Annotated in this window: 24 protein-coding genes; 8 read left to right on the forward strand and 16 right to left on the reverse strand. The window is 66.1% G+C overall.

Annotated elements, in window-relative coordinates:
- Positions 1-2: 2 nt before the first annotated feature.
- The 4 genes from ACWH49_RS01485 to ACWH49_RS01500 form a co-directional block, all read right to left on the reverse strand.
- Positions 3-2408, reverse strand: coding sequence for a hypothetical protein (locus ACWH49_RS01485; RefSeq protein WP_448169843.1), 2406 nt, complete (start codon positions 2406-2408; stop codon positions 3-5).
- A gap of 112 nt (positions 2409-2520) precedes the next feature.
- Positions 2521-5550 carry a TonB-dependent receptor domain-containing protein gene (locus tag ACWH49_RS01490; protein ID WP_448169844.1) on the reverse strand — a complete coding sequence of 1010 codons (3030 nt, stop codon included), beginning with the start codon at positions 5548-5550 and terminating at the stop codon, positions 2521-2523.
- A gap of 78 nt (positions 5551-5628) precedes the next feature.
- The gene (locus ACWH49_RS01495) at positions 5629-6654 is read right to left on the reverse strand and encodes a FecR family protein (protein ID WP_448169845.1); all 1026 of its coding nucleotides are present in this window, start codon (positions 6652-6654) and stop codon (positions 5629-5631) included.
- A gap of 56 nt (positions 6655-6710) precedes the next feature.
- On the reverse strand, positions 6711-7409 hold the full coding sequence (locus ACWH49_RS01500) for an RNA polymerase sigma factor (protein WP_448169846.1): 699 nt from the start codon (positions 7407-7409) through the stop codon (positions 6711-6713).
- Between the two features lie 468 nt (positions 7410-7877).
- Between ACWH49_RS01500 and ACWH49_RS01505 the strand changes: the two genes are divergently transcribed.
- Together ACWH49_RS01505 and ACWH49_RS01510 are read left to right on the forward strand one after the other, a co-directional pair.
- Positions 7878-8204, forward strand: coding sequence for a hypothetical protein (locus ACWH49_RS01505; RefSeq protein ID WP_448169847.1), 327 nt, complete (start codon positions 7878-7880; stop codon positions 8202-8204).
- Between the two features lie 73 nt (positions 8205-8277).
- Positions 8278-8931: a hypothetical protein gene (locus ACWH49_RS01510; protein ID WP_448169848.1), complete on the forward strand. Its 654-nt coding sequence runs from the start codon at positions 8278-8280 to the stop codon at positions 8929-8931.
- Positions 8932-8986: 55 nt separating this feature from the next.
- On the opposite strand, the gene ACWH49_RS01515 is transcribed toward ACWH49_RS01510, so the two are convergent.
- The 3 genes from ACWH49_RS01515 to ACWH49_RS01525 are packed head-to-tail and all read right to left on the reverse strand — an operon-like array spanning position 8987 to position 11515.
- The gene (locus ACWH49_RS01515; protein WP_448169849.1) at positions 8987-10003 is read right to left on the reverse strand and encodes a FecR family protein; all 1017 of its coding nucleotides are present in this window, start codon (positions 10001-10003) and stop codon (positions 8987-8989) included.
- A 50-nt stretch (positions 10004-10053) separates the two neighbouring features.
- Positions 10054-10533, reverse strand: coding sequence for an RNA polymerase sigma factor (locus ACWH49_RS01520; protein ID WP_448169850.1), 480 nt, complete (start codon positions 10531-10533; stop codon positions 10054-10056).
- 31 nt (positions 10534-10564) lie between these two features.
- On the reverse strand, positions 10565-11515 hold the full coding sequence (locus ACWH49_RS01525; protein WP_448169851.1) for a transposase: 951 nt from the start codon (positions 11513-11515) through the stop codon (positions 10565-10567).
- A 9-nt stretch (positions 11516-11524) separates the two neighbouring features.
- On the opposite strand from ACWH49_RS01525, the gene ACWH49_RS01530 reads away from it, so the two are divergent.
- From ACWH49_RS01530 to ACWH49_RS01555, 6 genes are all read left to right on the forward strand, one after another.
- On the forward strand, positions 11525-11728 hold the full coding sequence (locus ACWH49_RS01530; protein WP_448169852.1) for a helix-turn-helix domain-containing protein: 204 nt from the start codon (positions 11525-11527) through the stop codon (positions 11726-11728).
- A 772-nt stretch (positions 11729-12500) separates the two neighbouring features.
- A complete protein-coding gene (locus ACWH49_RS01535; protein ID WP_448169853.1) occupies positions 12501-13145 on the forward strand; it encodes a FlhC family transcriptional regulator in 645 nt (214 codons plus the stop codon).
- 68 nt (positions 13146-13213) lie between these two features.
- Positions 13214-14872: a MobH family relaxase gene (gene mobH, locus ACWH49_RS01540; protein WP_448169854.1), complete on the forward strand. Its 1659-nt coding sequence runs from the start codon at positions 13214-13216 to the stop codon at positions 14870-14872.
- Position 14873: 1 nt separating this feature from the next.
- Complete coding sequence (traD, locus tag ACWH49_RS01545) at positions 14874-16784, forward strand: conjugative transfer system coupling protein TraD (RefSeq protein WP_448169855.1); 1911 nt, start codon at positions 14874-14876, stop codon at positions 16782-16784.
- Complete coding sequence (locus ACWH49_RS01550) at positions 16781-17404, forward strand: DUF4400 domain-containing protein (RefSeq protein WP_448169856.1); 624 nt, start codon at positions 16781-16783, stop codon at positions 17402-17404. The genes traD and ACWH49_RS01550 overlap by 4 nt, the downstream gene beginning before the upstream one ends.
- A 62-nt stretch (positions 17405-17466) precedes the next feature.
- The gene (locus ACWH49_RS01555; protein WP_448169857.1) at positions 17467-17589 is read left to right on the forward strand and encodes a hypothetical protein; all 123 of its coding nucleotides are present in this window, start codon (positions 17467-17469) and stop codon (positions 17587-17589) included.
- 166 nt (positions 17590-17755) lie between these two features.
- On the opposite strand, the gene sorU is transcribed toward ACWH49_RS01555, so the two are convergent.
- The 9 genes from sorU to ACWH49_RS01600 form a co-directional block, all read right to left on the reverse strand.
- Positions 17756-18085 (reverse strand): SorU family sulfite dehydrogenase c-type cytochrome subunit, encoded by a 330-nt coding sequence (gene sorU / locus ACWH49_RS01560; RefSeq protein ID WP_371820138.1) that lies wholly within the window; start codon positions 18083-18085, stop codon positions 17756-17758.
- A gap of 41 nt (positions 18086-18126) precedes the next feature.
- On the reverse strand, positions 18127-19353 hold the full coding sequence (gene sorT / locus ACWH49_RS01565) for a SorT family sulfite dehydrogenase catalytic subunit (RefSeq protein WP_130966400.1): 1227 nt from the start codon (positions 19351-19353) through the stop codon (positions 18127-18129).
- On the reverse strand, positions 19350-19982 hold the full coding sequence (locus tag ACWH49_RS01570) for a hypothetical protein (RefSeq protein WP_004306457.1): 633 nt from the start codon (positions 19980-19982) through the stop codon (positions 19350-19352). Before ACWH49_RS01570 ends, sorT begins: the two co-directional genes overlap by 4 nt.
- Entirely contained in the window at positions 19979-20512 is a 534-nt protein-coding gene (locus ACWH49_RS01575) for an RNA polymerase sigma factor (RefSeq protein WP_165456618.1), read from the reverse strand. The genes ACWH49_RS01570 and ACWH49_RS01575 overlap by 4 nt, the downstream gene beginning before the upstream one ends.
- A 70-nt stretch (positions 20513-20582) precedes the next feature.
- A complete protein-coding gene (locus tag ACWH49_RS01580) occupies positions 20583-20945 on the reverse strand; it encodes a DUF305 domain-containing protein (RefSeq protein WP_004306461.1) in 363 nt (120 codons plus the stop codon).
- Positions 20942-22327 (reverse strand): YncE family protein, encoded by a 1386-nt coding sequence (locus tag ACWH49_RS01585; protein WP_031943584.1) that lies wholly within the window; start codon positions 22325-22327, stop codon positions 20942-20944. Before ACWH49_RS01585 ends, ACWH49_RS01580 begins: the two co-directional genes overlap by 4 nt.
- A 170-nt stretch (positions 22328-22497) precedes the next feature.
- Entirely contained in the window at positions 22498-23424 is a 927-nt protein-coding gene (locus ACWH49_RS01590; protein ID WP_056261458.1) for an anti-sigma factor family protein, read from the reverse strand.
- A gap of 19 nt (positions 23425-23443) precedes the next feature.
- Complete coding sequence (locus ACWH49_RS01595; RefSeq protein ID WP_031943581.1) at positions 23444-23947, reverse strand: RNA polymerase sigma factor; 504 nt, start codon at positions 23945-23947, stop codon at positions 23444-23446.
- 61 nt (positions 23948-24008) lie between these two features.
- Positions 24009-24335: a COG4315 family predicted lipoprotein gene (locus tag ACWH49_RS01600; RefSeq protein ID WP_051495650.1), complete on the reverse strand. Its 327-nt coding sequence runs from the start codon at positions 24333-24335 to the stop codon at positions 24009-24011.
- Between the last annotated feature and the right edge of the window lie 250 nt (positions 24336-24585).

Raw genomic sequence — 24585 nt, forward strand, 5'->3', positions numbered from 1 at the left:
CGCTACTCCCCCCGCGCCTCGCGCACGCAACCCGGCTTGCCCTTCGCGGCGGCTTTCATGTCCGCCATCTGATCCCAGCGAACGTACTGCTCCTTCAACGTCCCCGTCGTCTCCAACGGCAGAAGGGGTTCCGACCGCCGCGCGCCCTGCAGCCAGAACCTGTACCAATCGACGTTTCCTTGCAGCGAGATCATCCGTTCGCTCGGTCGGGAAAGCGCGTGCTCCCCCTGGGGAAACACGATCATCTCGACAGGCCTGTATTGCCGTCGCAGCAGTGCATAGATGTCCCAGTTGTTATGAACATGCGCGCCGTAGGCCTCGAATCGCAGCGCCGCCTCGATGCAGTCGGTGTGCAGCGACGGGTCGTTGCGGATCCAGCGGCTCAATGAGTCGCCGAATGGTCCGCCTTCGTTCAACCGCTCCTTCTTCAGTTGGATGCCATCCAGTACGGCGTACGTGATCGTCATCGAGAAGAGCGTATTGGAGTCACCATCGACCATGCTGGCCGCCTGAATCGGTGTATCGGTGAACGTGACCAGATTGAGGACCTGAGCACCGGTCGCGCTCCAGCCGATGATGCCGATCTTGTCCCGGTCGACGGAGCCCTGCGCCCCGAGCGTCTCAATGGCGCCGCGCACGCCGTCGATGAAGGAACTGGTCCGCCCGGGGAGGTCCTCTGGCTCGCCGGTGGCTGCGCGTGTGGGCATAGCAAGCACGAGAATGTTTTCGCGGAGGAAAGCACGCCCCGGAAACCCGCTGGTGACACCATCGTAGGTATTGGAGCCGTCTCGATAGAACCGATTCGGCGAGAAGCCGTAGGTCTGGATCACGAGCGCGTGCTTGACCGACGGATCGAAGTTCGCCGGGACCATCAGACCACCATCCCACTGTCGTCCCCCGGCGTCCTTCCACCCGAACGCCCGCATCGTGCCCCACGTCGCTGCAGAGAACTGCGGATTGAGCCGCGTCAGGCGCATGGACTCGCCAGCCGGCCCTACAGCCACGATGTCCGGCGGCTGGTTCAAAGCTTCCTCCACGCGCAGTCGCCAGACGCCTCGGCTCGCGTCCTCACCTTCAGGGCCTGACCTACGCTTGCCCGAGCCACCCTCCTTCACCTCGATCCAGTCCCCAGTCGCGTCCCTCTCGAAGCGACGCCGCTCTTCGCCGTCGACTGCAACGAAGGCCTCGGGCTTTCCGACAATCGGAAGCGTTTCCGTCAGGCTCTGCTTCAGCTCGGCGATGGCTTTCCACTTGCCCGACTCCGGCCAGTATTCGACGATGTGGCTGGCGCTGCCCGAACCGGCGGTGCTGACCTCCCGCGGAAGATAGGTTCCTGCGATGACGACCGATGTTCCTCCGCCCTGCCATAGGCGGTCGGTGCGCCGCTGATTCGATTGGGTCGAGTCGTCCGGCGCATCGAGGACCGTTTGCTCGCGACCATCGGAAAGTCGATAGGCGACCAGTTGCCGAGGCACGTACGCTTGCGGGCGCGAGTAGTACCCGAGTGGATCCGTGGTGACGGACGGCCCGAACTTCGCGGTGAGTTCGCCGATGCGTGGGTACCACCGCCCCCAATCAGCCTGACGCGATGGATCGAATCGAGGCAGCAGCGCCCATTGTCCGTCCGGCGAGATGCTGACGCTCGATGAGCCCCCGCCGCCACTGCTCTCGCCAAATGGCTCGCCCAACGGGCGCGCTGGCAACCGCGAACCCGCATCGGTCACCATGTAGCGGTAGCGCCGCAGCTGCGTCCGAAAGTCGTTGGGACCGTGAATGCTCCAGAACGAATTCGTTCCGACGACCACGCTCCGCGCGCCTGGTGCCATGGGTGGATTGGACACCGGAGCCACATAGACCACGCGCGTCAGATCGCTCGTGATGTCGAAGCTGACCAGTCCCAGCGGCTCGAAGGTGAGTTGCGTGAGTCGGCGAGTCGGGACGTCGAGCCGGTACACCTGGAACGGCTCGTCGTGCACTCGCGCCCGAAACACGATCGTTCGGTTGCCGATCCAGCGTGCCTCCCGCAGTGGCGGGTCACCGTCGTAGTTGTCCTCTCGCGCGTCCAGCGTGAACAGCCGGATCGGCTCGCCGACCTGCCCCGCCGCTAGCCGACGGCCGACCTCGAGCAAGAGGAGTTCGAATCGGTTCTTGTCGGTCGCGACATCGGCCTTACGCGTGACGATGAAGGCATGCTCGCCGTCCGGGGAAACCTGCGATCGAAGCTCTTCGTCAGAGTGCTCCAGCGGTTGAATGATCCGGGTGAACTCGATCACTTCCTTCACTGTCGGACCGACCGGCGCGCTCGCCGCGAAGGTCCACGACGCCGCAAGAACCACAAGCACGACGAGGCGTCGAAAGTCGACAAGACAGCCGCTGGCCGCCGCAGTTCGGTAGGCAGAAGTGAGCACGGGAAACCCCTGCCGCCCCGGCACGGACCAGCGCGGCCAACTGAATTGAAGGTGCGCACGCCCCCCGCGAGAAACCTCGCCGGGCAGCGAACGAAAGACGCGTTGAGTCGCGCTACCAGGTCATCGAGAAGCGCAGGCTCGCGTAGCGGCCCCGCCAGTCCGCCTGGGTGAAGTCGTAGTACGGATACGTCCCGACGTACTCGGGCAAGCGATTCGCGACATTGACGACGGCCAGCGACAGGCTCGCGTCCTTCACACCAGCGAAGCTGAGCCCGAGCCGCTTCAGTTTGACCGTGGCCGCCAAGTCGTGAACCCAGTACCCGCCCAAGTCCCGTTCGCTCGGCGCCATGTCCTTGTAGGCACCGAGGTAGCGGCTCGTGACCCCGACGTTCCAGGCTCCTGCGTCCAGCCCGGCGAAGAGCCGGCCCTTCCACTTCGGCGCCCAGTAGTCCTCGGCGCGCCGGCCCAGGCGATGCTCGGCTGGCGCACCCGGGGCGATCGCGACGTCGTACTTGGTGGTCCGCGTGGCGCTTGCCGACAGGGTCCACTTGCCGCCTGCCGCCTTCCACGAATGCGCGATCTCCATGTCGGCGCCGGCGGTCTCGACGCTGCCGAAATTGACCTCCTCGTAGAGGACGCGCGTGACCTCTCCTGGCGTGCCGTCGACCGAAGGCGCGCGCGTGACGAGGCCGGGAAACAGCTCCGGGTGATCGATCGCATCCTGCGGCCAGAGCAGCGAGATCAGCCCGTTGATCTTTACCCGCCATGCGGTCACGGCCAGACGCGTTCCCGACGCCGATTCGGGTTCCCACACGGCCCCGAGCGAAAAGGCGCGTCCCTTCTCCGGTCCGAGCGAGTGGTTCGTGGTGCGCAGCACCTCTCCGTTGACGATCGGCGCACCGCCGCGCGCCGGATCGACCAGCCCGTACAGGTCGGTCGTGAAACTCTGATCGTCGACGTTCGTCTGCAGCAGCGTCGGCGGCTTGAACGAGCTCGCGGTCGAGGCTCGCAGCAGGAGCGTTCTGGTGGGACGCAACTCGGCCCCGGCCTGGTAGGTGCTGGCGCTACCGAAGTCGCTGTACTTGTCACGACGGCCCGCGACCGTGACGGACGCCAGGTCCCACGCGGGGCCTGTCGAGGCATCGGCGCGCAAGAGCGGCAGGCGCATCTCTCCGTACACGGCACTCGCCGATCTGCTGCCTTGGATGTCGAAGACGCCAGGCGAGGCCGTCTGGTACCGATCGCGAGACGTCTCTGCGCCGGCGATGACATCGACCTTGCCGGCGGGCAGTTCGAACGCCGAGCCGCGCACGAACACGCTCGCCTGGTCCTTGCGGCCGTGGTTCTCCCGGATCGAGTCCGGAAAGATCGCCTGCATCACGTCCTGGCTCGCGGCGACTCCGGTGGTGAACGGGTTGAGCGCTGCCGCTGGCGACGACGCGCCGAGCGCCGCGGTACGCGCGGCCACATTGGCGTTGTTGTTCATGTGTCGCTGACCATCGTCGCGCGTGCTCGACACCGATGCTTCGAGCTCCCAGCCCGATCCGAGCTCGGCGCGCGTTCCCAGAAGCATCCGCGTGAAATTGGTATTGCGAACCAGCGTTTCCGAGCCGTTCTCCAGCCCGAGCCGGCCCGTGACGCGAACGTCGGCGCCGAACGGGTTGTAGGGATTGGCGGCAGGCACGAGCACGTTCCTGAGTTGCAGTCCGCCCTGCTCGGCGCGCAGTCGGTCATTGACGAAGCTCAGCTCGCCGAAGATCGACCATGCGCTGGTGATGTGCCGCTCCGCCGCGGCGTGCAGCGCGAGGTCTTCGGTGCCGTAGACCAGCGCCATGCCGTTGCCGCTGGCCAGCGGGTTGCACAGACTCGCCTGGCCGGCCGTCGCCGCGAAGCTCGAGATCGTGAGCGGCGCGCCGGAGGTGCCCTGCGGGATCGCCGCGAACGATGAGGTGAGACCGGGAAGGTTGGCACCGGTGGTGCTGCTGACGGTACCGGGCGCGCAGGCGCGGGTTCGTGCATCGACGCCGCCGAATCGCCGGTAGTCGCCGTCCTTGAAGAAGTCGCGCTCGCCCATCGTCAGCGGCCGGGTCTTGTTGAACGAGCCGAGCAACAGGAATGACCCGTCTTCGTCCCGGCGACCTGTCGCGAGTGAGAAGCCGCCGTCGCTGGTTCCTTTCGCTGACGCGATGCGAGCATCGAAGGCGAAGCCGTCGATGGACTTCTTCAGGATCACGTTGACGACACCGGCCAACGCGTCGCCGCCGTACACGGCGGAGGAGCCCACGGGCACGATCTCCACACGTTCGACGGCCGCCATTGGGATCAGATTCAGGTTGAAGAAGTCCCCCGACGATGACCCCACCGCCTGTACGCGGCGCCCGTTGATGAGGACGAGCGAGGAGCCGAGCGGCATGCCGCGCAGTTGCACGGCACCCTGCCCTTGCGTTTGGCCGACTCCCCCTTCCCCGACGTTGACCGAAGCTTCGTTCAGGCTGCTCAGGAACCTCTCGAGCGTGGGCTGCCCGCTCTGGTCGATGTCTGCGCGTGTGTAGACGTTGACGGGCGTGGGCCCGTCGGCATCGATGCGCTTCAGGCGAGAACCCGTGACCTCGACGCGGTTCAACTCCGTGGCGGTCGCGCTCGCGGCCGCTGCAGGAAGCTGGCCTACCTCGCTCGCGGTTGACGCAGACTGTGCAAGAAGAATGGGCCGAAGCTCCGTGTGCGCTTCGTGCAAGGCAGTCGGAACCGCAGCCGTCTGGACCTCGGGCGTCGGCGCCCGAGTGATCGATCCCGCCGGCGCCACGGGCTTCACCACGATCGACTTGTCGCTCATGATCTGGGCCGACAGCCCGGTCCCGTCGAGCGCGCGCGAGATCGCCTCGGCAGCCGACAACTGGCCCGAGACCGCGCGAGACATCCGGCCGCTGACCGCGCCTGGCGCGAAGAGGACGGAGACACCCGTCTGACTGGCGATCGCGCGCAGCGAATCGGACACGGGCTGTGCCGGCTGATCGATCTGGTAGCGGGCGACCGACGACGGCTCTGCCGCCAGCGCAATACCTTGACTGAGGAGAAGAGCGAGCAGCGCGCTGCTGCGAAGGCATCTTTCGCGGGTCCGTCTGCCGATGACGTTGAGTGGCATCTCGCGCCTTTCGCTTGTTGTCGATTGGGTGACAACAAGATGACGTGGACGTCGAGCACGATTCCGTCAGGACTTCCTCTACTGAGGCTTTGCCAGTTCCAAACGTCCTTCGCGTTCGTGTACGACCAGACCGTGAAGCGCCGCCACATCGCGCGCGAAGCCCGCGGTGTCTCCCGTGCGGTAGACGCCGCTCACGCGAAGCCGCGCGAGCGACGCGTCGCCGACCAACACGATCGGCGTTCGGTTGTAGCGGTTCAGTTCGATGATCGCATCGGCAAGGGCGACGTCGTCGAACATCGCCTCGTTGCGCTTCCACGCCATGACGGATTCGATCCGGGGTCGATCCACTTCCACGGTCGAAGGAGCGTCGGAGTCGCCAGTGGCCGGACCGACGTGCCGCAGTCGATCCCCTGGCTTCATCGTGAGCGACCAGGGTGAGATCGCCCCCTTGGACGAGCGCGTTGCGATGGAACGGACGGTGACTTGTCCCTGGACCAAGGTGACGGACACCGTGTCGCCGACACGGAGATGCCTGGGTTCGAACCGCACCGAAAAGACGGTGCCGAGCGCCACGACCTCGGAGCCTGCGGCGCGCACGACGAAAGGCCGTCGGGAATCCTTTGCGACCTCGAAGAGCGCTTCACCGCTCTCGACAGCCACGCCGCGGCGCGACGAGTCCATGCTCACGCGCACCCGCGAGTCGGTGTTGAGCGACAGGCGAGTGCCGTCCTCCAGTACGACCAGGAGTTCTTCGCCCACCCCGGTGCTGTAGACCCCAAAAGTGCGCCACAGCTGCAAGCATGCGCCTCCAATGAGCAGCACAGCTACGATGCCCAGCGCAAATGAACGACGCGAACGCGGGGCTCGAGCAGGCCGCGCGGCAGTCTCCGATCTGGCGCCTTCGCGCGCCATGGCAGCGAACGCGTCGCCGAGCGTGACGCGAGGCACGTCCTGCCACGTCTCCGTACAGCGTTCGAACGCCAGACGGTGCGCCGCGGAGCGGCCCTGCCAGGCGAGGCACTCCCGCTCCATGCGACTGGAACGGTCGGGACCATGCAGCCGTGCGATCCAGACGGCCGCCTCGGCAGCGATCTCCGGCGTCACGACGGGGGAAGATTCCTCGTTCCCGTCGGCGGCGGGCGTAGGACGCCCGCTCATCGCTACCAGCCCTCCATCCAGCTGGTGATCGCCAAGGTTGCCCGCGCGATGTGCTTCTCCACCGCGCTGACGCTCAGCCGGTGCTGGCGCGCGATCTCCTGATAGCTCATGCCGTCAACGCGATGAGCCAGGAATATGTCCCTGGTCTTCGTGTTCAGACGGCCCAGACAACTTATCAAACGAGTCATGCGCTCTCGGGCCAGGGCCACCGCTTCGACCCCGGGCGACGTGTCGATCAGCACCGCCTCGTCGAGCACGACCTCCTCGCCACGGCTACTGTTCAGGCGGTAGGCGTCGATCGAGAGATTGAGGGCCGCGCGCATCAGAAACGCTTCGGGTTCGGCCACGGTCCGCTCGCGCGAATAGCAGGCGAGCCGCACCCAAGCCTCCTGCACCAGATCCTCGGCGTCGTGCACCGTACGGCCCCGGCGGCGGAGCGCATCTCGCACGCGTGACAAAGCGGCTTGCCAGTTCTTGACCATTGCATCGCAACGCAGAAGACCATCTGGAACAGATGCGAATCTAGGCCTGTCGGCGCCTCGTGGCAACCGAAGCTCGGGTATTTTTGCAATGAAGCCGCGCTCGCGCCGCTTTTCGAGGTCGGCATCGCAGCGGCGGCTTCTCGACAACCCGCGCACGATGGCCGGGATCGAAACGCTCCACGCGCTTCGCGAAGCGGTACGAAAAATGGAAACGCTCATGCCGAAGCCGCGAAGCCGGCAGGCGTTCCGCCGAACGAAAACGCCGACATCGGAGGGGCCGTCGACAGCCACCGGAACGCCAGGGACTTGCGCGAGTTGTCTTGGGTCGCGGTCGGGAGGCGCCGACGTTGCGCACTTGTTGAGTGTGGCAACCGCCACGGCGAAGCGGAGGGCGACTCGGGCGTATCCGACCGAACGCCTGTGTCATCGATGTGGGTCCGCCGTTGAGCCCCCGCCACAAAGCAGCGACCATCTTGCGAACGAACCGACGTTCCGTGCGGGCAATCATCAAACGCTTTCAATCCGCGGCTTGCACGAGCGGCCGGCGTCCAACGCAATCATCCAAGTGCATGTGGGAACCGATCGAACTACCAAGCCACGCCGCACTCATTCGAAGCAACGATCCGCAAGGCAGCAGCCTCGACAGGTTCCGTCTGAACGCATCGTCCGCGTCTTGAGGATCAAGTCATGTCGTATCGAGCGACAGCCCGCAAAGGTTCGGTGTCCCGCCAGCGGACGGCCGCGCGCGATCCTGATGCCCTTGTGCGCACGAGTCTGGTCAGGGTCGATGCGGGCGTGGTCGCAGGCAGCGCGAGGCGCGGAAACGGAAACGCCCGCTCGGAGTCCTGGACGATGTTCATGACGAAGGAGCAGTTCGACGCGTGCTGTGTCGACGATCCGCTTCGCTTCACCGAACCTCTTCTGTTCGCGCAATTCAAGACGGAGTTCGAACATGTCTTCAATGAGTCCAGCGAGCGCGCATCCCGGTCCGGACTCCTTTGGGAAACCAGCTGATCTCGCGCACGCGCTCGAAGCCATCACGCGCATTCACCTGGCAATCGACCCACCGCAACTTCTGGAGCGACTGATGCGCGCGACCACGGCAATCGGGGCGACCGCCAGCATCTACACCCTGACGATCCCGGAGAGCGGGACTGAGCCCTCGAGCTTCAGTCTTTTCGCGTGCCATCCCGCCCTCGCCCAGCGCCAATACCGCTTGGGGCCGCTGTCGAACCACCCGTGGTTCCGGTGTGCGCGGGAACGTTCCGCGCCGGCGACGGAACACCAGGTGCGGCTCACATCCGCCTCGGACGCCGAAGCGATCGATCTTGCCCGGCAGTATGGCTTCAGGTCGTGTCTGATCGTGCCGACCACGTCGACCGCGGAGCCCGAAAGACTCGAGATGCTCTGCCTCGGCAGCACCGACGAACGTGCCTTCGAGGGCGAGGAGGCGAGCATCGTTCGCACGCTGGCCAGAGCGCTGGCAGCGGAACTTCACGACTGGGTGAATCGGCACCTGCGCGAGAGCCTGCAGGAAACCGCGGGGTTGCGCACGCCGGACATCGAACTGCTGAAGTTGGAGTTGCAGGGTCTCGGCTCCAAGGAGATCGCCCTCAAGACCGGCATGACCCCGACATCCGTGGATTCCCGGTTTCAGCGAATCAACGCGCGACTCGCTTGCGCCAACCGAAAAGCATCGGCCCGACGGGCAGCGGCCTACGGTCTTCTGGAGGCAAGATGAGTTCCGGCAGGCTCGTGTGTTCGGACCGGTGTGCCCCGCTGCTCTCACCCGGAATTTACTTCGACGCCAGTTCCAACCGGTCCGGGTACTCACGAACGACCAGCCCATGCAAAGCCGCCACCGCACGTGCGAAGCCGGCGTTGTCACCGGTCCGAAACAGCCCACTGACTCGCAGGCCAGGCAGTGCCCCCGCGCCGACCAGCACGATCGGCGTCCGGCTGTAGCGGTTCATTTCAGCCACGGCCTCAGGCAAAACCACGTCGTCGAAGACCGCCTCGTTTCGCTTCCAAGCCAACACCTGATCGAGGGGCGGTCGATCCACCTGCGTTCTCTCGCGCAGACCGACCTTCGTCGACAAACCCTCCAATTTGACGAGTCGCACACGCTCCCCAGGAACCATCAGAAGTGCGCGCGCGAGCGCTCCGGAGTCACCGTCGCGAGATTCGGTTCGAACGGTCACCTGCCCCTCGATCAACGTCACGGCCAACGAGTCGCCGACGTGCTCGGCTGCAGGGGCAAGTCGCACGGAGAAGACCGTTCCAAGCGCAACCACCTCAGTCGCCGCTGCTCGCACGACGAAAGGCCGCTGCGCGTCCTTCGCCACCTCGAACAAGGCTTCGCCACGTTCGACGCGCACGGTTCGCTGCGCGGATGCGAGTTCCACGCGAACGCGTGTGGCGGTGTTCAGCGACATGCGCGTACCGTCGCGCAGAACCACCATCTGCTGCTCGCCGACTCCGGTGCTGTAGGTTTCCAAGTCGCGCCAAGGCTGCAGGACCAACACCCCGCCCGAGACCAAGACTGTCAGGACCAGTGCCCAGCGCGTGCGAACCGGCAGCCACGGCCTGCGTCCGACGGTTGGAACAAGGTCGCCGGTGGTGGCAGTCGCATAGGTGCTCAGTGTGAGGTGCGCGACGTCCTGCCAAGTGTCCGTGCAGCGCTCAAAGGCCATGCGATGCACCGCCGAGAGCGCTTGCCAAGCGAGGAGCTCACGCTCCATGCGAGTCGACCGGTCGGGGCCATGCAGGCGGGCCACCCACACCGAGGCTTCGGCTGCAATCTCCGGCGTCACGACGGGAAGCGCATCCTGAAGCTCACCCGTCGTTCGCGGACCCTGCACCGCTACCAGCCCTCCATCCAGGTCGTGACCTGCAGCATCGCCTTGGCGATGTGTTTCTCTACCGTGCTGATGCTCAACCCATGACGCCGCGCGATCTCCTCGTACGTAATGCCGTCGACGCGGTGGGACAGGAAGATATCGCGCGTTTTGTCGTTCAGGCGGCCCAGGCATACGCTCAGTCGCGCCATGCGCTCACGGGCCAGGACCACCGCCTCGGCACCGGGCGCCGCATCGACCAGGACCACCTCCTCGAGAAGCACCTCTTCGCCATGGCTGACACGCGTACGGTGTGCGTCCACCGACAGGTTGAGCGCCGTGCGCATCAGGAACGCCTCGGGCTTGGCAACGCTCTGCTCGCGTTCGTAGCAGGCCAGCCGAACCCAAGCCTCCTGCACCAGATCGTCCGCGTCATGCACCGTGCGACCGCGGCGCATCAGCGCAGCTCGGACCCGGGAGAAGGCGGCTTGCCAGTTCGTGATCATCGGGATCGCCTGGGACGGGAGATCCGTCAGTTCAATGGCCAACGGCCCCGCCCCTGGACTTCTCAATGGCGCCCTCGACGCGCTTCGCCTCACCTCCGAAATCGTCCGCGCCAGAACATGCGAGCCGACATTCAGCGCGCCCGAGAACTCCGACCACGAACGAAACCGCCTCGGACTGGTCGCTGAAGCAACCGTGTCTGCCGACGGCCCGACTCAAGCTGTCGTGTAGTTGCTGGACGACCTCGTCACCCCGGAAAATGAGGCGCCGAAGCCGAGGTGGCAACGCTTGCAGAGGTTCGAGTTGCTGAAGCGCGCGGCTCCAAAGTCTCGTGGTCAACGGATACCTCGTGTCGAACGGGAGGGCCCCAAAGGAAGTCAGCACGGCTCGGGCCGTGCGACCCGAACCAGCGGCGCGCACAGCGCTCAACATTTCCACAACAGATCTGCGGTTTCGCAGTGTCACTTCCGCCAGGCTCTCCCGCAGAAGCGTGGCCATGGACCACAGAGTCTGGGTGGCCGGGTACGACGCGTGCATCGCTTCACCAACTAAGTTCGGTTCGGTGCTTTCGACGAATCGAATCCTTTCAACCCCGCGCAGCGTCAGGTCCGCAAAGACCTCTTCCCAGAGAGAGATGCCCGACATCGGCTCCCACCACATGCCCAGAACGTCGCATTGGCCATCGGCGAGCAAACCGATGGCCCAACGCGCCTCATGATCACGGACCCCCTTCTCTTCCCGCACGGTAACGAGTTGGGTTTCGAAGATCACGGCAAGATACCGACAACACAGCGGCCTAGTGTTCCAGGTAGTCGTCTTGTGTTGGCCTTGACCGCCTGTTCGTTCCAGAGAATCGAAATCCGCTGCATGCCGTGACCGTCCGGAGGCAATTGGCCGTAAGGCCGTAAGTGCTGGCGCCATGGTGTCTGCTGATCGTGATGTCACGATTAGTGGGTTCGCGATTAGTGGACAGTAGCACAGCATTCAGGGCAGATGAAGCCCCTACGTGTCCTGTTTGGCGATCGAGTACGCGAGCTGCGGCTTGTGGCCGGGCTCAAGCAGGACGAGTTCGCAGAGAAGTGCGGCTTCGCGCGCTCTTACATGTCGCGTATAGAGACTGGGGGCGCCAATCCTTCGTTAGACGCGATTCAGACCATTGCTACTGCACTGCGCGTGCCCGTGAAGGAGCTGTTTTGAGGACACGGGCCTGCGCGGAATTGCGGGCTCTTACGACTCTAGTTCGGTCCGAGGTCCGTCGCGGCGCACCTCAAAGCTCGTAACCTGACGCACCGCCCGGTTGCATCCTGCGTTCCGTCAGGAGGGCGGCCCAACCGCCGCTCCTGTTGGGTTCCATCAATGGCTTCGTGCGCCCGGCTTCGCAGTGTGGCCCCAAGTCAGTCTCGTGCGATGTCGCCGGCCGAGTGCAGGCGAGTCAATTGCCGAGTCGATCGATGAATTTCCGTTGAAATTCATCGCGCGAACAGGGCCTGAGTGCACGTAGATTCCACTCATGGAAAGCGAGCTCTGCCGGCCCGTCGCGGCACCAGCAAGCCGCGGTTCTCGGATCGTTCAACGCATGCCCAAACGCACCTTCGCGTTCCATCCTAGCCGTCACCACGCTCCGGCTGGAGCCTACCGAGGGAGAAATCATGAGTCACCGGAAACTCATCGACGTTCAATCGACCAACCTGCTTCTGCTTCACGCCATCAGGCTCGGCGTCGAAATAGACCGGGTCGCAACCTGCTGCAAGTTCGCGCTCAACGCGGCCTTGGCGGACCACTTGCGAACCATGAGTCATGAACAACTTTGGTGCGTCGTGACCCACGTCGGGCAGAACACGCTTTTCCCTCCGCGACAAGACCTTCTGGCACTCCTTCAGGCGCCGACGCCACTCGCAGGACCCCTGGCCGCCGTCCACGCGGCACGGCCATCGCCAAGTTTCCCCAAACCGTGACTCGGAGGTACACCATGTCCATACGTGCGGACCGCCACTTGAGGGCGATACAACTGGCCAAGGATTGCCATGAGTTGGGTGCGCGTGCGCGCACGATCCACCATGTCACGAGCCTCCCGCCGCGCGATTTGCAGCGATTCTTCTTCACTGACCCGAAGGCCACACCGCGCGGCCGGGCGCCTGATTCCCCCGAGTGGTACCACGGCGTCAACCTGCTGTTCCGCGCCGAGGCCTCCATCTTCGTCTGCGTCTATCGGCGTCTGCGAGACGGTGGCTTCGCCGCTGCCGAAGCCCTGGTCGGCGCCTACCGCCACTACCAGACGATCTGCCAGTGCCCCTACCGCATCAGCTTCGACCGCGCCTTTGATCTCGCATCGCACACCGATGGCATCTGGTTGGCGAAGTCTTCTGCGTTCTCGGTCGTGACCTGTCCCGCTGGCGGCTGCGAATTCCTGGCTGCTGCGGGAACCGTGGCATCCGCCAACGACAACTGCCCCTTTTGCAAGCTGGTGCGGCGCCGCGCCACCGACCATCGCGTGCAAAGTGCGTTCCCGACGCAACGGCTCGACGATCCCACCGCGATCCAACTGCGCATCATGGCGCTGGTCTGCCCGAGTCACGCCGACCACGGGACCGATGTCGATAGGCCAGAGCAATAGGCAGCATTTCGGGGGGACTCGCGTCGCCGCGGGCCAAAGAATGGCGCTGGTCTCTCGGAGCCGCAGCGATGGTCGTTCCTCAGTCGGCAAGCAGCCCCTATTCCGTATCCGATCCGGGCTTCGCCGCCATGCTCGTCGAGGATCTGCTCGCGCAGAACGCCGACCTGATCGCGCGCATCAAGCTCTGCTACGGCGTCGACCGTGAGACCTTCGAGCGCGACGTAGTCACGCTGATCTATCGGTATGCCACCTACGTGCACCTGCTGCCAGCCACTGCGGACAACTACTTCAGCAGTCCAGGCGGACTGCTCCAACTCGGGCTGGAGACAGGCTTCTTCAGCCTGCAGGGCACGGACGCCCACATATTCTCGGGGCGCTCGACCATCTCGGTGCGCCGCCAATTGGAGCCGCGCTGGCGGCACGCCACCTTCATCGCCGGCCTGTGCTGTGAACTCCACCGAGTGCTCAGTCACCTCATCGTGACCGATGCGGACGGCGAGCAATGGCCGAGCTACCTGCATCCATTGGCCAAGTGGCTTGCTGATCGCGGAGCACAGCGCTACTTTCTGCGCTGGCGGCCACAAGCCATGGAGACGCGTGGCCTCGGCGTTTTCGCGCTGCCGCATGTCGTCCCGCCCGAAGTGCTGCAGCACCTGTCGGAGGACAACGCCATCATCGTGCCCCACCTGATGGCCAGCATCGGCGGCGTCCCGCTGTACCGCGACCGCAACGTCCTCGACGAGTTGGTTCGGCGCTCGCTAGCGCTGGTGATCGATCGCAACCTGGTCGCCAATGCCGACCGCTACGGTTCGCCGCAATTCGGATCGCATCTGGAGCGCTACCTGGTCGATGCACTGCGGCGGCTGGCGAGTGGCAACTCGGGCTGGACCCCCAACCGCGAGAAGTCCCGCGTCTGGTTCGGCGCGGACGGTTTGTTCTTGGCGTGGCCGAGTACGGCCGAGGACGTTCACAAGCTGCTTGAGGCCGATCAGTTGCCCGGCATCCCAAAGGCACCGGAGACCATGCTTGAACTGCTGCTCGGGGCCGGTGTGTTCATCGCTCTGGATGCGGCGCAAGCGACCTGGACAATCCAGCCTCCGGGGGCCAAGGCGTTGCTTGAGTGCGTCAAGGTGGCCACGCCGGCAATCCTCTTCGCGGGGATCGATCCGGCACCGCCTGCTCTCGAGCAGAAACTCGCGCGCAAGCCGGGGGAGACGGAACAGGCATCACCGCCAGCCGTACTTCTGGCCACCATCAAGCCGGGAACGCAGTTGTCGCTGATCCCGACGGTGCCGGCTTCGCCGCCAGCACCGGTGCTCCAGAGTGCCGCGGACCACGACGCCTTATCGAACCGAGAACCGTCCAAGGCAGCGCCTACACGCTCGTTCGCACTCGACGCGCCCATGCGACTCAACCCGGTTGTCCGCGAGGCGTTGACCGCCGTGGTGCACACGCTCAACCCGGATGCCGGACCGGCGCAGTGCTGTACGGTCGCCAGCGGCATCTTCGTGCCCTTGGGCGAGTTGGAAAGGCGCGGTGTCGAACCGTCCCTGGCGCTTCGCGCACTGGCCGAGGTACGCATGCTGGCCCGCATCGACGCGAAGGGCCCGCCCACGCTGACACGCGACTTCAACGGCAAACCGACCGTGGGACTGGTGGTCGACCCACGTTTCGTCGACGGAGTGGACCTGGAAGGCTTCGCCCCGCCCCTGTCCGAAGGCGCTTGACATGCTGATGCGCCGCTACGAGATGCCCTGGCGGCGCGCCTATGAGCTCTACGCCGGGGGCGTGTGGACGCTGGCGCTCGTGTTCTTCGTGGTCGTTGGTGCGACAGGCCGGTTGCCCCGACCGTTGGCGCTCCCCTTATCCGTGGTCTGCTTCGCCATGGGCTTGCTGCGCGTGACGCAGGCGCTGGACACCCTGATCCTGCGGGCATCGCTGACCGGCCGGAGCATCCAGGTGATCGGCACGGACGACTTGGCTCAGTGGTGCCGGAACCCGGCCGACGTGTTCCTGGGCTTCGGCTTCGAATGGCAGCCGGTCCACTCGCAGCGCCTCTACGAACTCGCCAAGATCGACTACCGCGACTTCACGGTCTCACCGCGCCTGCTGCGCTGGCTCGGTCATGATGTCTCACCGCAGCCCGACGCCGAGATCGGCCTGCCCTACATCCACGGCGTCGAGCCTCGCGAAGTGCCCTTGCACCGGCCGCTGCAGAACTTCGAGGGCGGCACGCTGCTGGTCGGCACCACCCAATCGGGCAAAGGCGTAGCACTGGCCAGCCTGGTCACGCAGGCGATCCGGCGCGGTGACGTGGTGATCGTCATCGACCCGAAGAACAGTCGGCGGCTCAAGCGTGTCGTCGAACGTGCCTGCGAGGACTACCGCGAGCCGGACGCCTTCATGGAATTTCACCCGGCGTTTCCCGAACGGGGGGTGCGGCTGGACTTCACGTTCAACTGGCAGAAGCCCACCGAGATCGCGTCGCGCATCCAGTCCATCATGCCGCCGGACACGGCGGGGGCGTTTTCAGCCTTCGGGTGGGACGCGGTCAACGTCGTCGTGCAGGGTCTCGTCGAGTTGGAGGAGCGGCCCAATCTCGTCAAGCTGACCAAGTACATCGAGGGCGGCATCGAGCCCGTGCTCGAGGGGACGCTGCGCCGCTTCTACGACGAGACCCTCGGTGCCGGCTGGCGCGAGCGGCCCGACATGAAGAAACTGCTACAGGACGCTCAGCGTGGCAGCATCAAACGCCCGTCGGAGGCAGCGAGCAACGACCTGCTGGCCTTCGTCGCCTACTACGAACACCACGTCGCGCAGAGCCAACGCAGCAAGGTGGTCGACGCCCAAGTGCGCACCTTCCGGCACAACCGGGAGCACTACCAGAAGATCACGGCCAACCTGCTGCCCGTCCTGTCGATGTTGACTTCGGGCGACTTGGGCCGCAGTCTGTCGCCGGACCCGTTCGACGCCGACGACATGCGACCCATCGTGAACTTCGAGAAGGTCGAGCGCGCCGGCCACGTGCTCTACATGTGCCTGGACTCACTGCCCGATCCTTCCGTCGCGACAGCGATTGGTGCGCTGGCGCTGGCCGACCTCGCCGCGCGCGCCGGCATGCGCTACAACCTCGGCGGTTACCGGCGCATCTCGCTCTTCGTCGACGAGGTGTCGAACGTCATCAACCAGCCGCTGATCGAGATCCTCAACAAGGGCGCCGAGGGCGGCATCTTCACGACCTGCGCGATGCAGACGCTGGCCGACCTGGCCAAGCGGCTCGGCAGCGAAGACGCCGCACGCATGGCACTGGGCAATCTCAACAACCTGATCGCACTGCGCTCGAAAGACCGACCGACACAGGACTTCGTGGTTGAGACCTTCGGCAAGACCGCCATTCACACGATGCGCGTTGGCCTGAGCAGTGGTGGCGATGCCCACCTGGGTGATTTCTCGTCGAGCTACTCGACCCAGCTCACCGAGAGCTTCGAGGAGATGGTGCCGGCCGACGTACTGGGCAAGTTGCCGAACCTGCAGTACTTTGCGTCGGTGTCGGGTGGACGGATCATCAAGGGGCGCTTCCCGATCCTGAACCCGGACTTCGATCGACCCGCAGCGACCGCGACCGGTGGACAGCCATGATTCGGATCGTGGCCGTCGCCTCGCTCATGGCACTGCTGATCCTGGTGCTCTATCTGCCATCGGCCCATCCGCCGGAACACTTCGTCGCGCAGTTGCGCGTGGAGCACGAGCAAAGCACGCGGTTCTGGAGCGCGCAGCATGCCGAGAACATTCTGACGCGCACGCTCGATGCCCAGGAATCGGCCGGGCAGTTCAGCCCGGTTCCGAACTTGCGCCAGGCACCCGATCCAAGTCGCGTCGATTCGGCCGTGGCCAACGAGATGTCGGCGGTCAATGCGCGACTGTTCAACAGTCCCTATTTCCGATCGATCGACGCCCTGCTGTTGCTGGCAACCTATCGCTGCTTCACGCTGCTCGAATGGCTGCCGTGGCTGGTTGCCTTCTACGCGGCCGCGCTGTTCGATGGCGCAGTTCTGCGCGCGGTCAAGGCCAAGCAGTTCGCGCATCACGATCCGGAGATGTTTGCGCTGCATGTCTGTGCGGCCATCGTTGTGGCGTGCGGGACGGTGATTGCGCTGGTATTACCCGTGACGTTGCCGGCGCTGCTGTTGCCGGGGGTGCCGGCCGGCATTGCGGTGTTCGCGGCGGGGGCGTTGGGAAATTTTCATCGGCGCGGGTGACTGGGCAGAGCTAGATCGTCTACCTTGGCGCCGTTGCAACTGCCGGTCGCGGATGACCGTTGATGGCCGAGCCCGACCGCTTGGCCGTCGACGCCGAACGGCCGATGAGTGATCGCAGCAGCCATTCCCGGCTGGCTGACCGCAATCTGCCCCTGACCTGCCGCACGGGCTTCACCGTGGACTGACTCTGGACGACCCAATCCAGTCTGTCGAGGAGTTGAGAAGCAGTCGCTGCCGACGGCGGCGACCGATGAAGATGCCCTGCGTTTCGGTGCCAGTCAGCGTCTTGCGGCCCGCGCGGACGAGCCTTTATCGGTGGGGATGCACCACAGATTCCACCCACCTGAAGTTTCACTTGGCACCCCCGCTGGCCTTCGACACGTAGAGCGCCAGCGCCGCAATCTCTGCTTCGGTGAGCTTGTCCTTGTACGAGGGCATCTGGCCCAGCCCGTTGCGCAGCGCCTTCGCCACGCGCGCAGCGTCGGGCTTCAACTCGTCCAGCACCGGGCCGACGGCGCCCTCGGCGCCCGCGGCCTGCAAGGTGTGGCAAACGGCGCACGACGGGACGACGCCTTGCAGGAACAGCTTCTTCCCTAGCGCGAGTTGCGCGCTGTCGTCGGCCGCCAGCGCGGGTAGAACGGGCAGCGCCAGGCCGGCGACGAGCACCGACGCGACCCTCATTGCATGCAACATGAAGCGCTGCTGGATGGTGCTGCGCATGATCAGGCCACCGTCACTTTCACGGCGTGGTCGGCCCAGCTCGTGTTGTTGTAGCCGCCGGCGTTTTCCATGCGCTGCTCGGGTTGCACGTTGCCTGCCGTGTCGGTGGCGCGGCTGGCCAGCGTGTGGCTGCCGGCCGGCAGCCTGGCCGGCAGCACGAACTGGCGCCAGGCATAGCGGCCGAGGTCGGGCCCGGTGAGCCGCGCGTCGCTCCAGGTCTTGCCGCCGTCCAGCGACACCTCGACGCGCTTGATGCCGTTCATCCCGCCGAAGGCCACGCCCTGCACTTGCACCAGGCCGGCCCTCACGCCAGCTGCGTCGGGCGCGGGCGAGTTGATCCACGACTTGACCGTCATCTCTTGCACCGACGGCTGGCTCGGGTCGCCTTTGCCGCCCGGCGGCGAGATGCGGTACCCGTGCGACATGATCTTCGCGTCCGTCTCCTTGGCCGTGAAGGCCAAGCGCTTGATGTACTTGATGTTGTTCACGCCGGTGTAGCCGGGCACGATCAGGCGCAGCGGGCCGCCGTGGGCCAGCGAGATCGGCACGCCGTTCATCTCCCAGGCCAGCAGCGCGTCAGCCATCGCGGCGGCCGGCACCGAGCGCTCGACGATGATGCTCAGCGGGTCCAGGCCTTCGGGCAGCTTCTCGCCGCCGGTGCCGGTCAGGTAACCGGCGCCCGGCACGACGCCGCCCAGCGCTTCGGCCACCACGCGCACCGGAACGCCGGTCCACATCACGCAACCCGCCGCGCCCACCTGCCAGGGTGTGCCACTGGGCTTGCTGGGGAAGTAGCCGCGACCATTGCCCGAGCACTGCAGCACCATCGCGGTGGTCTCCACGCCCATCGTCTTCAGCTCGCGCAGCGTCAGCTTGCGCGGGGCCTTCACGCCTTCGATGGCCACTTCCCACGCGTCGCGGTCGGCCACGATGGAGGCGTCGGGCGCCGGCAGGTTGTTGCGGATGTAGAGCTGCTCGGCCGGCGTGATGACGCCACTGCCGAAGGCCGCGCGCTTGGTCTCGATGGTGGTGCTGCTGTGCACGATGACGCTGGCCGGGTCTTTCCAGTTCACGTAGGCGGGCAGCGGCTTGGGCGTGGCGCTGGCCACTGGGGTTTCGCCAGCCGCGGCGGCACCGCGCGTGAAAGTGGCCAGGCCGGCCGCGGCCAGGGCGCTGGCGCTGCCGGCCAGCATCTGGCGCCGCGGCAGCGAGTTCAAGGTCTTGTTCATCGGGTCTCCTTGGGGGTCGGTGTGGAATTCGGTGGGGACATGTCGGTGGCTGGACCGAACTGGCTTTGCGCCACGGCCAGGGCCTGCTTCTTCTGCGCCACCAGCACCAGCGGCTTGCCGTCGCGCGAGGTGATGACTTTCCAGTGCACGTTGCCCCACCAGCCGCTGCCCTCCGTCAGCGCCACCGCCTTGTCGAAGGCGAACACGGTGACCATGCCGCCCTTCTCGAAGAAGGTGGTGAGGTGGTAGACGAGGTGGCCGTCGATGTCGCAAGGCCGCATCAGCTGCGGGAAGCCGGGCACAACCTGTTGGCCGGCCAGCCCCAGGTGCTGCAGCAAGGGCGCGCTGGCCATGAAGGTGCCGCGCAGCGTGCGCTCGAAGTATTCGTGTTCGATGGCGCCGCGCACGAGTTCTGGCGGGCGCATGGCCAGCACGGCGCCGGTGCCGCTGCCTGCCAGCAGCAGGCCCAGCACGGCGCGCTGGAAGCTGCGCCGCGCCATTAGCGGCTGCGCCTTGCGGTACAAGTGCGGCGGGGCGTCGATGGGCTCGAAGGCCAGCGCCAGTTCGGCGCGCGTGCGCAAGTCGAACGCGCTGTCGGGCAACTCGGGCGGCCGGAGTTCGCGCTTCATGACGGGGTCTTCCGCAAGGGCGTGACCTGGGCGCCGCCGGGTGCCCGCACTGGCACGCCCATCACCTGCTTCAGCGCGTCGCGCGCGCGAGCCAGGCGCGACAGCACGGTGCCGGGCGCAATCTCCAGCGCCTCGGCCATCTGCGCGGTGGGCATGTCGTCGAAATAGAACAGCACCAGCACCTCGCGGTGGATGGGCGCCAGCCGCGCGAGCGCCTTGACCACGTCCAGCTTGTCGTCCAGCCCGGCGTCGGGGGCGGCCTGCTCGGGCTGCTCGTCGTCGTCCAGCGACTGCATGCCCGGCGCGGCCTGGCGGAAGGCGGCGCGCCGCATGATCTGGAACAGCCAGGCCCGCGCCAAGGCCGCATCGCGCAACTGCTCGCGGTGCTTCCAGGCGTTGGCAAAACAGTCCTGCACCACGTCTTCGGCGATGTCACGCGAGCCCGTCAGCGCCCAGGCGCTGCGCAGCAGGAAGCGGTAATGGTCCCGCACCCATTGGTTGTAGCGGGACTCGGCAGACTGGAACAGCATGGTGATCAAGAGCGGACAGCGCTGCGGTTCATTCCATCGCCATCGTCAGTGCTTACCCTCAGGCTGGGCATCACGGCCCGCGCGTGCCACCCAGCGATGGAAATTCGGCTGCCGAACCCGCGCTAGAGCGCTGCTGCAAGGCCGCCAGCCGCCGCGTCATGCTCTCGATCTCGATGGTCTGGCCGGCGATGATCTCCTCCGCCAGTTGCCGCGTGGCCGGGTCGCGGCCGTGCTGCAGCACCAGCCGCGCCATGTCGACGGCGCCGGCGTGGTGCGGAATCATCATCGCCAGGAAGTCGATGTCGGCCTGGCCCACGAAGCCCGGGCCGTGCATGTCTTGCATCATGCGGGCCATCGAAGCGTCCATCTCGCGCTCGAAGGCACTGACTCCATGTTGGGCGTGTCCGCCCCTCATGCCCTTCATGCCCTTCATGCAGTCTGCCCCTTGGCACCCACGCGCACGTAGACCAGGTTGATGCTCTTCTTGTTGCGCAGCGCTCCGGAAGGCAGGGTCAGGTTGCCCAGCGGAATCTGCGCGATGAAGACCGGCTTCAGCGGGTCGCTGACGTCGAAGGCGCTGCACACCGTCTGGCCGGCGTTGGGCGTGCCGGGCAGTTCGTCCTGCTCGTGCGCCACGTAGAGCAGCGTGTTCTCGGGGTTGGTCCACAGCCCGTGCGATTCGCGGCCGTGGCTGAAGAAGGTGCCGACCACCTTGCGCTGGCCGCTGGCTGCGCTGCGGTCGATGATGGCGATGGGGCTGGAGGCGACGCCGCCGGGGCCCCCGTCGTCGATGCGCGCCAGGCTGGCATAGACCACGCTGCCGCGCGCGTTGCTGACGAACTCGACGTGGTTGGGCCGCGCGCCCATGCCCAGCGGCACGCTGTCAATGAGGTCGAAACCGCCCCGCGTCGAGCGAGAAGACAGCGCATCGGCCAGCTTGTGCGAGAACCACACCTCGGCGCCGTCGGGCGTGGTCTTCATGAAGGGCGTGAAGCCGGGCTTGTCCTGCGCACTGATGTCCAGTGTCGTCACGCGCTGCGGCTGGCTGTGGCCATCGGCGCCCGGGTTGACACGGAACACGTCGACCTGCGACACCTTCTGGCTGGCCACGAAGGCCAGCGTGCCTTCGCGGTTGAACCATACCTGGGCCGGGCCGTTGATCGTCGGCAGGAACTGGCGGATGGCCGTCGAACCTGTGTTGTCGGTGCCCTTCAACTGACGCAGGGCGAGTTCGACGTTGACGATGGCGATGCGGTCTTCCCCGCGCAGCGTCACCCAAAGCTCCTTGCCGTTGCGCGTGAAGGTGGGCTCGTGCGGTTCGCGGCCCAGCAGCAGCCCGCTGCTCAGGCGTTCGGGGTTGGTCGTCATGCCAGCGGCCGGGTTGGGCGTGTTGCCGATGACGCGGCGCTGCTCGGCGTCGACGAGGTAGATGTTGCTCGAGCCGCGCCCGCTGGTGGCCAGCAGCCGGCCGTCGGGCGACGGCACCGCGCCGTGGGCGTCGATGCAGCCGTGGTACAGCGGCTTGTGGATCATCGCCGCGTGCGTCGGCGCCACGCCGGCGGTGACATAGCGGAAGGGCGGCCGCGGGTCTTCGTCGAAGCTGGTCAGGTTGATGGTGCTCTCGACGGTGTTGGTCCTGGGGTCGATCACGACCAGCGTGTTGGAGTCTTCGTTGGTGATGAAGACGCGGTCGCGCGGGTCGATGCCGGTGGCGGCGGCGGCGCTGGACGGCGCCTGGGCTTGCGCTGCGGGCAGCGCGCTGGCGGCTGCGGCGGCCAGCGAGTATTTGAGGATGTCGCGACGTTGGGTGGTCATGGGTGCTTTCTTTGTTCAGTGCAAAGGTGGACTGGGGCCTGTGACGCGCGACCTTGCACCCAACGAAGGGCTGTGTCGGTGCGTCAGGCGCTCGCAGCAAAGAGCGCGCTTCAGGCCAATTCATTCCATGGCGGTGCAAACCGCCTGCGCTGCGGGACTTGCCGTGGCCTTCAGCGCGGTGCGCCCAGCTGTTGGTAGACCTCGGCCGACACCCGCGCCAGCACGCTGCGGTCGGCGTCGGACGACAGCGCATAGCCGAAGGGCCCGTCGACCCAATAGAACACGTTGACGGCGCCTTCCTGCGCGAAGCGGAAGGCGGTGTCAGCGTTCTTCGCACCCGGTTTCGCATCCGGTTTCGCGGCCCCGCCCGAGCCCGCGGCGCTGCCCACGTCAGCGACGTCATTGGACACGTACAGCGTCAGCTTGCTGCCCTGCTCGTTGCGGTACATGAACTGAGCCACCGGCCCCTGGCCACCTGGCAGCAGGCGCCCGCCTTCCAGCGTGTAGCCCTGCGCCTGCAGGTGCGGCGGTTTCATCGGCGCGCCCATGCGCTTGGACAGCCAGGCCACGAGCTGGTCTTCGTGCGCGGCGTCCACTTCCACGGGCCGGCGCACATCGGGGCTGTAGACCGCGTGCGCGACGGCGGCACGCTGCGCGAAGCCACCCGCAGACACCAAAGTCAAACCACCTGGGGCCGGTTGCACAGCCGCCATGCGGGCTGCATCGTCACCGGCTGTTCCAGGTCCGACGCCGCGCAGCCCCCAGCCCGTGGCGCCGCTGATGACGGCGATAGCCAGCCCGGCGGCCAAGCGCTGCAGGTACCAAGGCGTCGGCGATACGGCGCGCGGGCGCGCCGACTTCAGCAGGCGTTGCGGCGGCTGCTCGTCCAGCACGGGGTCGAACAGGGCGTGCAGCTCGCGCTTCTGCGCACGGTAGGCCTCGACGCGCTGCGCATCGTCGGGGCGCGCGGCCAGGTAGGCGGCGATCTCGGCCTCACGCTCTGCGGGCAGACGGCCATCGACAAACGCATGCAGCTCGGCCTCGGTGACCGGGGGGGTGGGCGGGAGGGTGGGCGGCGATGGGCGATCGGTACTCATAGGGTGCTTCGCAATGCATTCATTTGACGACCTTCAGCCGCACGGGTTCGGCACGACCTTCCATCAGGCCGCGCAGGCGCTCACGGCCGCGCGACAAGCGCGACATCACCGTGCCGATGGGAATGCCCAGGGCCTGCGCCACGTCGGCATAGGCCATGTCTTCCAGCGCCACCAGCAGCAGCACTTCCTTCTGCTCGACGGGCAGCAGGTCCAGCGCGGCCTGCAGGTCCAGCACCGCCAACCTGTCGCCTTGCGTCGGCATCACCGGCACCTCGGGGGTGTCATCGTCCATGGTCACGGTGTGCAGCCTGGGCCGGCGCACGCCATCGACGTGCAGGTTGTGCATGATGCTGAAGAGCCAGGCGCGCATGTCCGCCACGCCGCCCCACAGGCCCGACTTGGCCCAGGCCCGCTCCAGCGTGTCCTGCACCAGGTCGTCGGCGTCGTCACGGTTGTTCACCAGCGCCCGGGAATAGCGGCGCAGGCGCGGCACCCAGCTCAGCAGTTGATGGTCGTCGTTCATCAAGATGTTGAAGATGGGGTGAGCCCGCGCGAAGCTGGGTGTGCAGGCGGGTGTACAGGCGTCATTCCTTGATGATGTGCCAGACCTGTTTGAAGTTGTCGCCGCTGCGGTCGCCGGCCTTCTGGTCGGCCTTGTAGGTGTACACCGGCTTGCCCTTGTAGGCCCACTGGCGTGACCCATCGTCGCGAGTGACGATGCTGTAGGCACCCGTGGTCCGGTCGGTGGCGGTGGCCATCATCGGCGGCCAGAGCGCGGCGCAGCCGCCGTTGCAGGCGCTCTTGCCGCTGTTCGCCACGTCCTGGTCGAAGGTGTAGAGGGTCATGCCAGCGGGTGTGACGAGCGCGCCGCCAGACAACATGGCGGGCGCCTTGGCAGGCGGCTCGACCATGTTGGCACAGCCGGCAGTGACCAAAAAAGTTGCCGCAGATGCGGCGATGGCGAGGGTTTTGAACATGGGAAGCTCCGTGGAGGTGGTGGCGGATCGGGCAGCGTGGGTGAGATGTTGCTCACATCGGGGCAGACGGCACGCTCAGGCCTTTTATTCCGCAGGCGTGAAAAAAGATGGGGTGTTGGTTGTGCAGGGTGGCAGGCTGCCGCTGCCCTGTGCGTCCAGCGCGGCTCCATGGTCGGAGCCGCGC

The organism is Rhizobacter fulvus (assembly GCF_964020785.1).

Bases quoted from the DNA above. Each gene is read 5' to 3' on its own strand.
- ACWH49_RS01570 (WP_004306457.1), bottom strand. From the start codon at position 19,982: ATGAAGCGCGAACTCCGGCCGCCCGAGTTGCCCGACAGCGCGTTCGAC.
- ACWH49_RS01590 (WP_056261458.1), bottom strand. From the start codon at position 23,424: ATGAGTACCGATCGCCCATCGCCGCCCACCCTCCCGCCCACCCCCCCG.
- sorU (WP_371820138.1), bottom strand. From the start codon at position 18,085: ATGAGGGTCGCGTCGGTGCTCGTCGCCGGCCTGGCGCTGCCCGTTCTA.
- ACWH49_RS01580 (WP_004306461.1), bottom strand. From the start codon at position 20,945: ATGAAGGGCATGAAGGGCATGAGGGGCGGACACGCCCAACATGGAGTC.
- ACWH49_RS01500 (WP_448169846.1), bottom strand. From the start codon at position 7,409: ATGAGCGTTTCCATTTTTCGTACCGCTTCGCGAAGCGCGTGGAGCGTT.
- ACWH49_RS01585 (WP_031943584.1), bottom strand. From the start codon at position 22,327: ATGACCACCCAACGTCGCGACATCCTCAAATACTCGCTGGCCGCCGCA.
- traD (WP_448169855.1), top strand. From the start codon at position 14,874: ATGCTGATGCGCCGCTACGAGATGCCCTGGCGGCGCGCCTATGAGCTC.
- ACWH49_RS01490 (WP_448169844.1), bottom strand. From the start codon at position 5,550: ATGCCACTCAACGTCATCGGCAGACGGACCCGCGAAAGATGCCTTCGC.
- ACWH49_RS01595 (WP_031943581.1), bottom strand. From the start codon at position 23,947: ATGAACGACGACCATCAACTGCTGAGCTGGGTGCCGCGCCTGCGCCGC.
- ACWH49_RS01575 (WP_165456618.1), bottom strand. From the start codon at position 20,512: ATGCTGTTCCAGTCTGCCGAGTCCCGCTACAACCAATGGGTGCGGGAC.
- ACWH49_RS01530 (WP_448169852.1), top strand. From the start codon at position 11,525: ATGAAGCCCCTACGTGTCCTGTTTGGCGATCGAGTACGCGAGCTGCGG.
- sorT (WP_130966400.1), bottom strand. From the start codon at position 19,353: ATGAACAAGACCTTGAACTCGCTGCCGCGGCGCCAGATGCTGGCCGGC.
- ACWH49_RS01520 (WP_448169850.1), bottom strand. From the start codon at position 10,533: ATGATCACGAACTGGCAAGCCGCCTTCTCCCGGGTCCGAGCTGCGCTG.
- ACWH49_RS01555 (WP_448169857.1), top strand. From the start codon at position 17,467: ATGGCCGAGCCCGACCGCTTGGCCGTCGACGCCGAACGGCCGATGAGT.
- mobH (WP_448169854.1), top strand. From the start codon at position 13,214: ATGGTCGTTCCTCAGTCGGCAAGCAGCCCCTATTCCGTATCCGATCCG.
- ACWH49_RS01600 (WP_051495650.1), bottom strand. From the start codon at position 24,335: ATGGTCGAGCCGCCTGCCAAGGCGCCCGCCATGTTGTCTGGCGGCGCG.
- ACWH49_RS01535 (WP_448169853.1), top strand. From the start codon at position 12,501: ATGTCCATACGTGCGGACCGCCACTTGAGGGCGATACAACTGGCCAAG.
- ACWH49_RS01505 (WP_448169847.1), top strand. From the start codon at position 7,878: ATGTCGTATCGAGCGACAGCCCGCAAAGGTTCGGTGTCCCGCCAGCGG.
- ACWH49_RS01525 (WP_448169851.1), bottom strand. From the start codon at position 11,515: ATGCTGTGCTACTGTCCACTAATCGCGAACCCACTAATCGTGACATCA.
- ACWH49_RS01510 (WP_448169848.1), top strand. From the start codon at position 8,278: ATGCGCGCGACCACGGCAATCGGGGCGACCGCCAGCATCTACACCCTG.
- ACWH49_RS01550 (WP_448169856.1), top strand. From the start codon at position 16,781: ATGATTCGGATCGTGGCCGTCGCCTCGCTCATGGCACTGCTGATCCTG.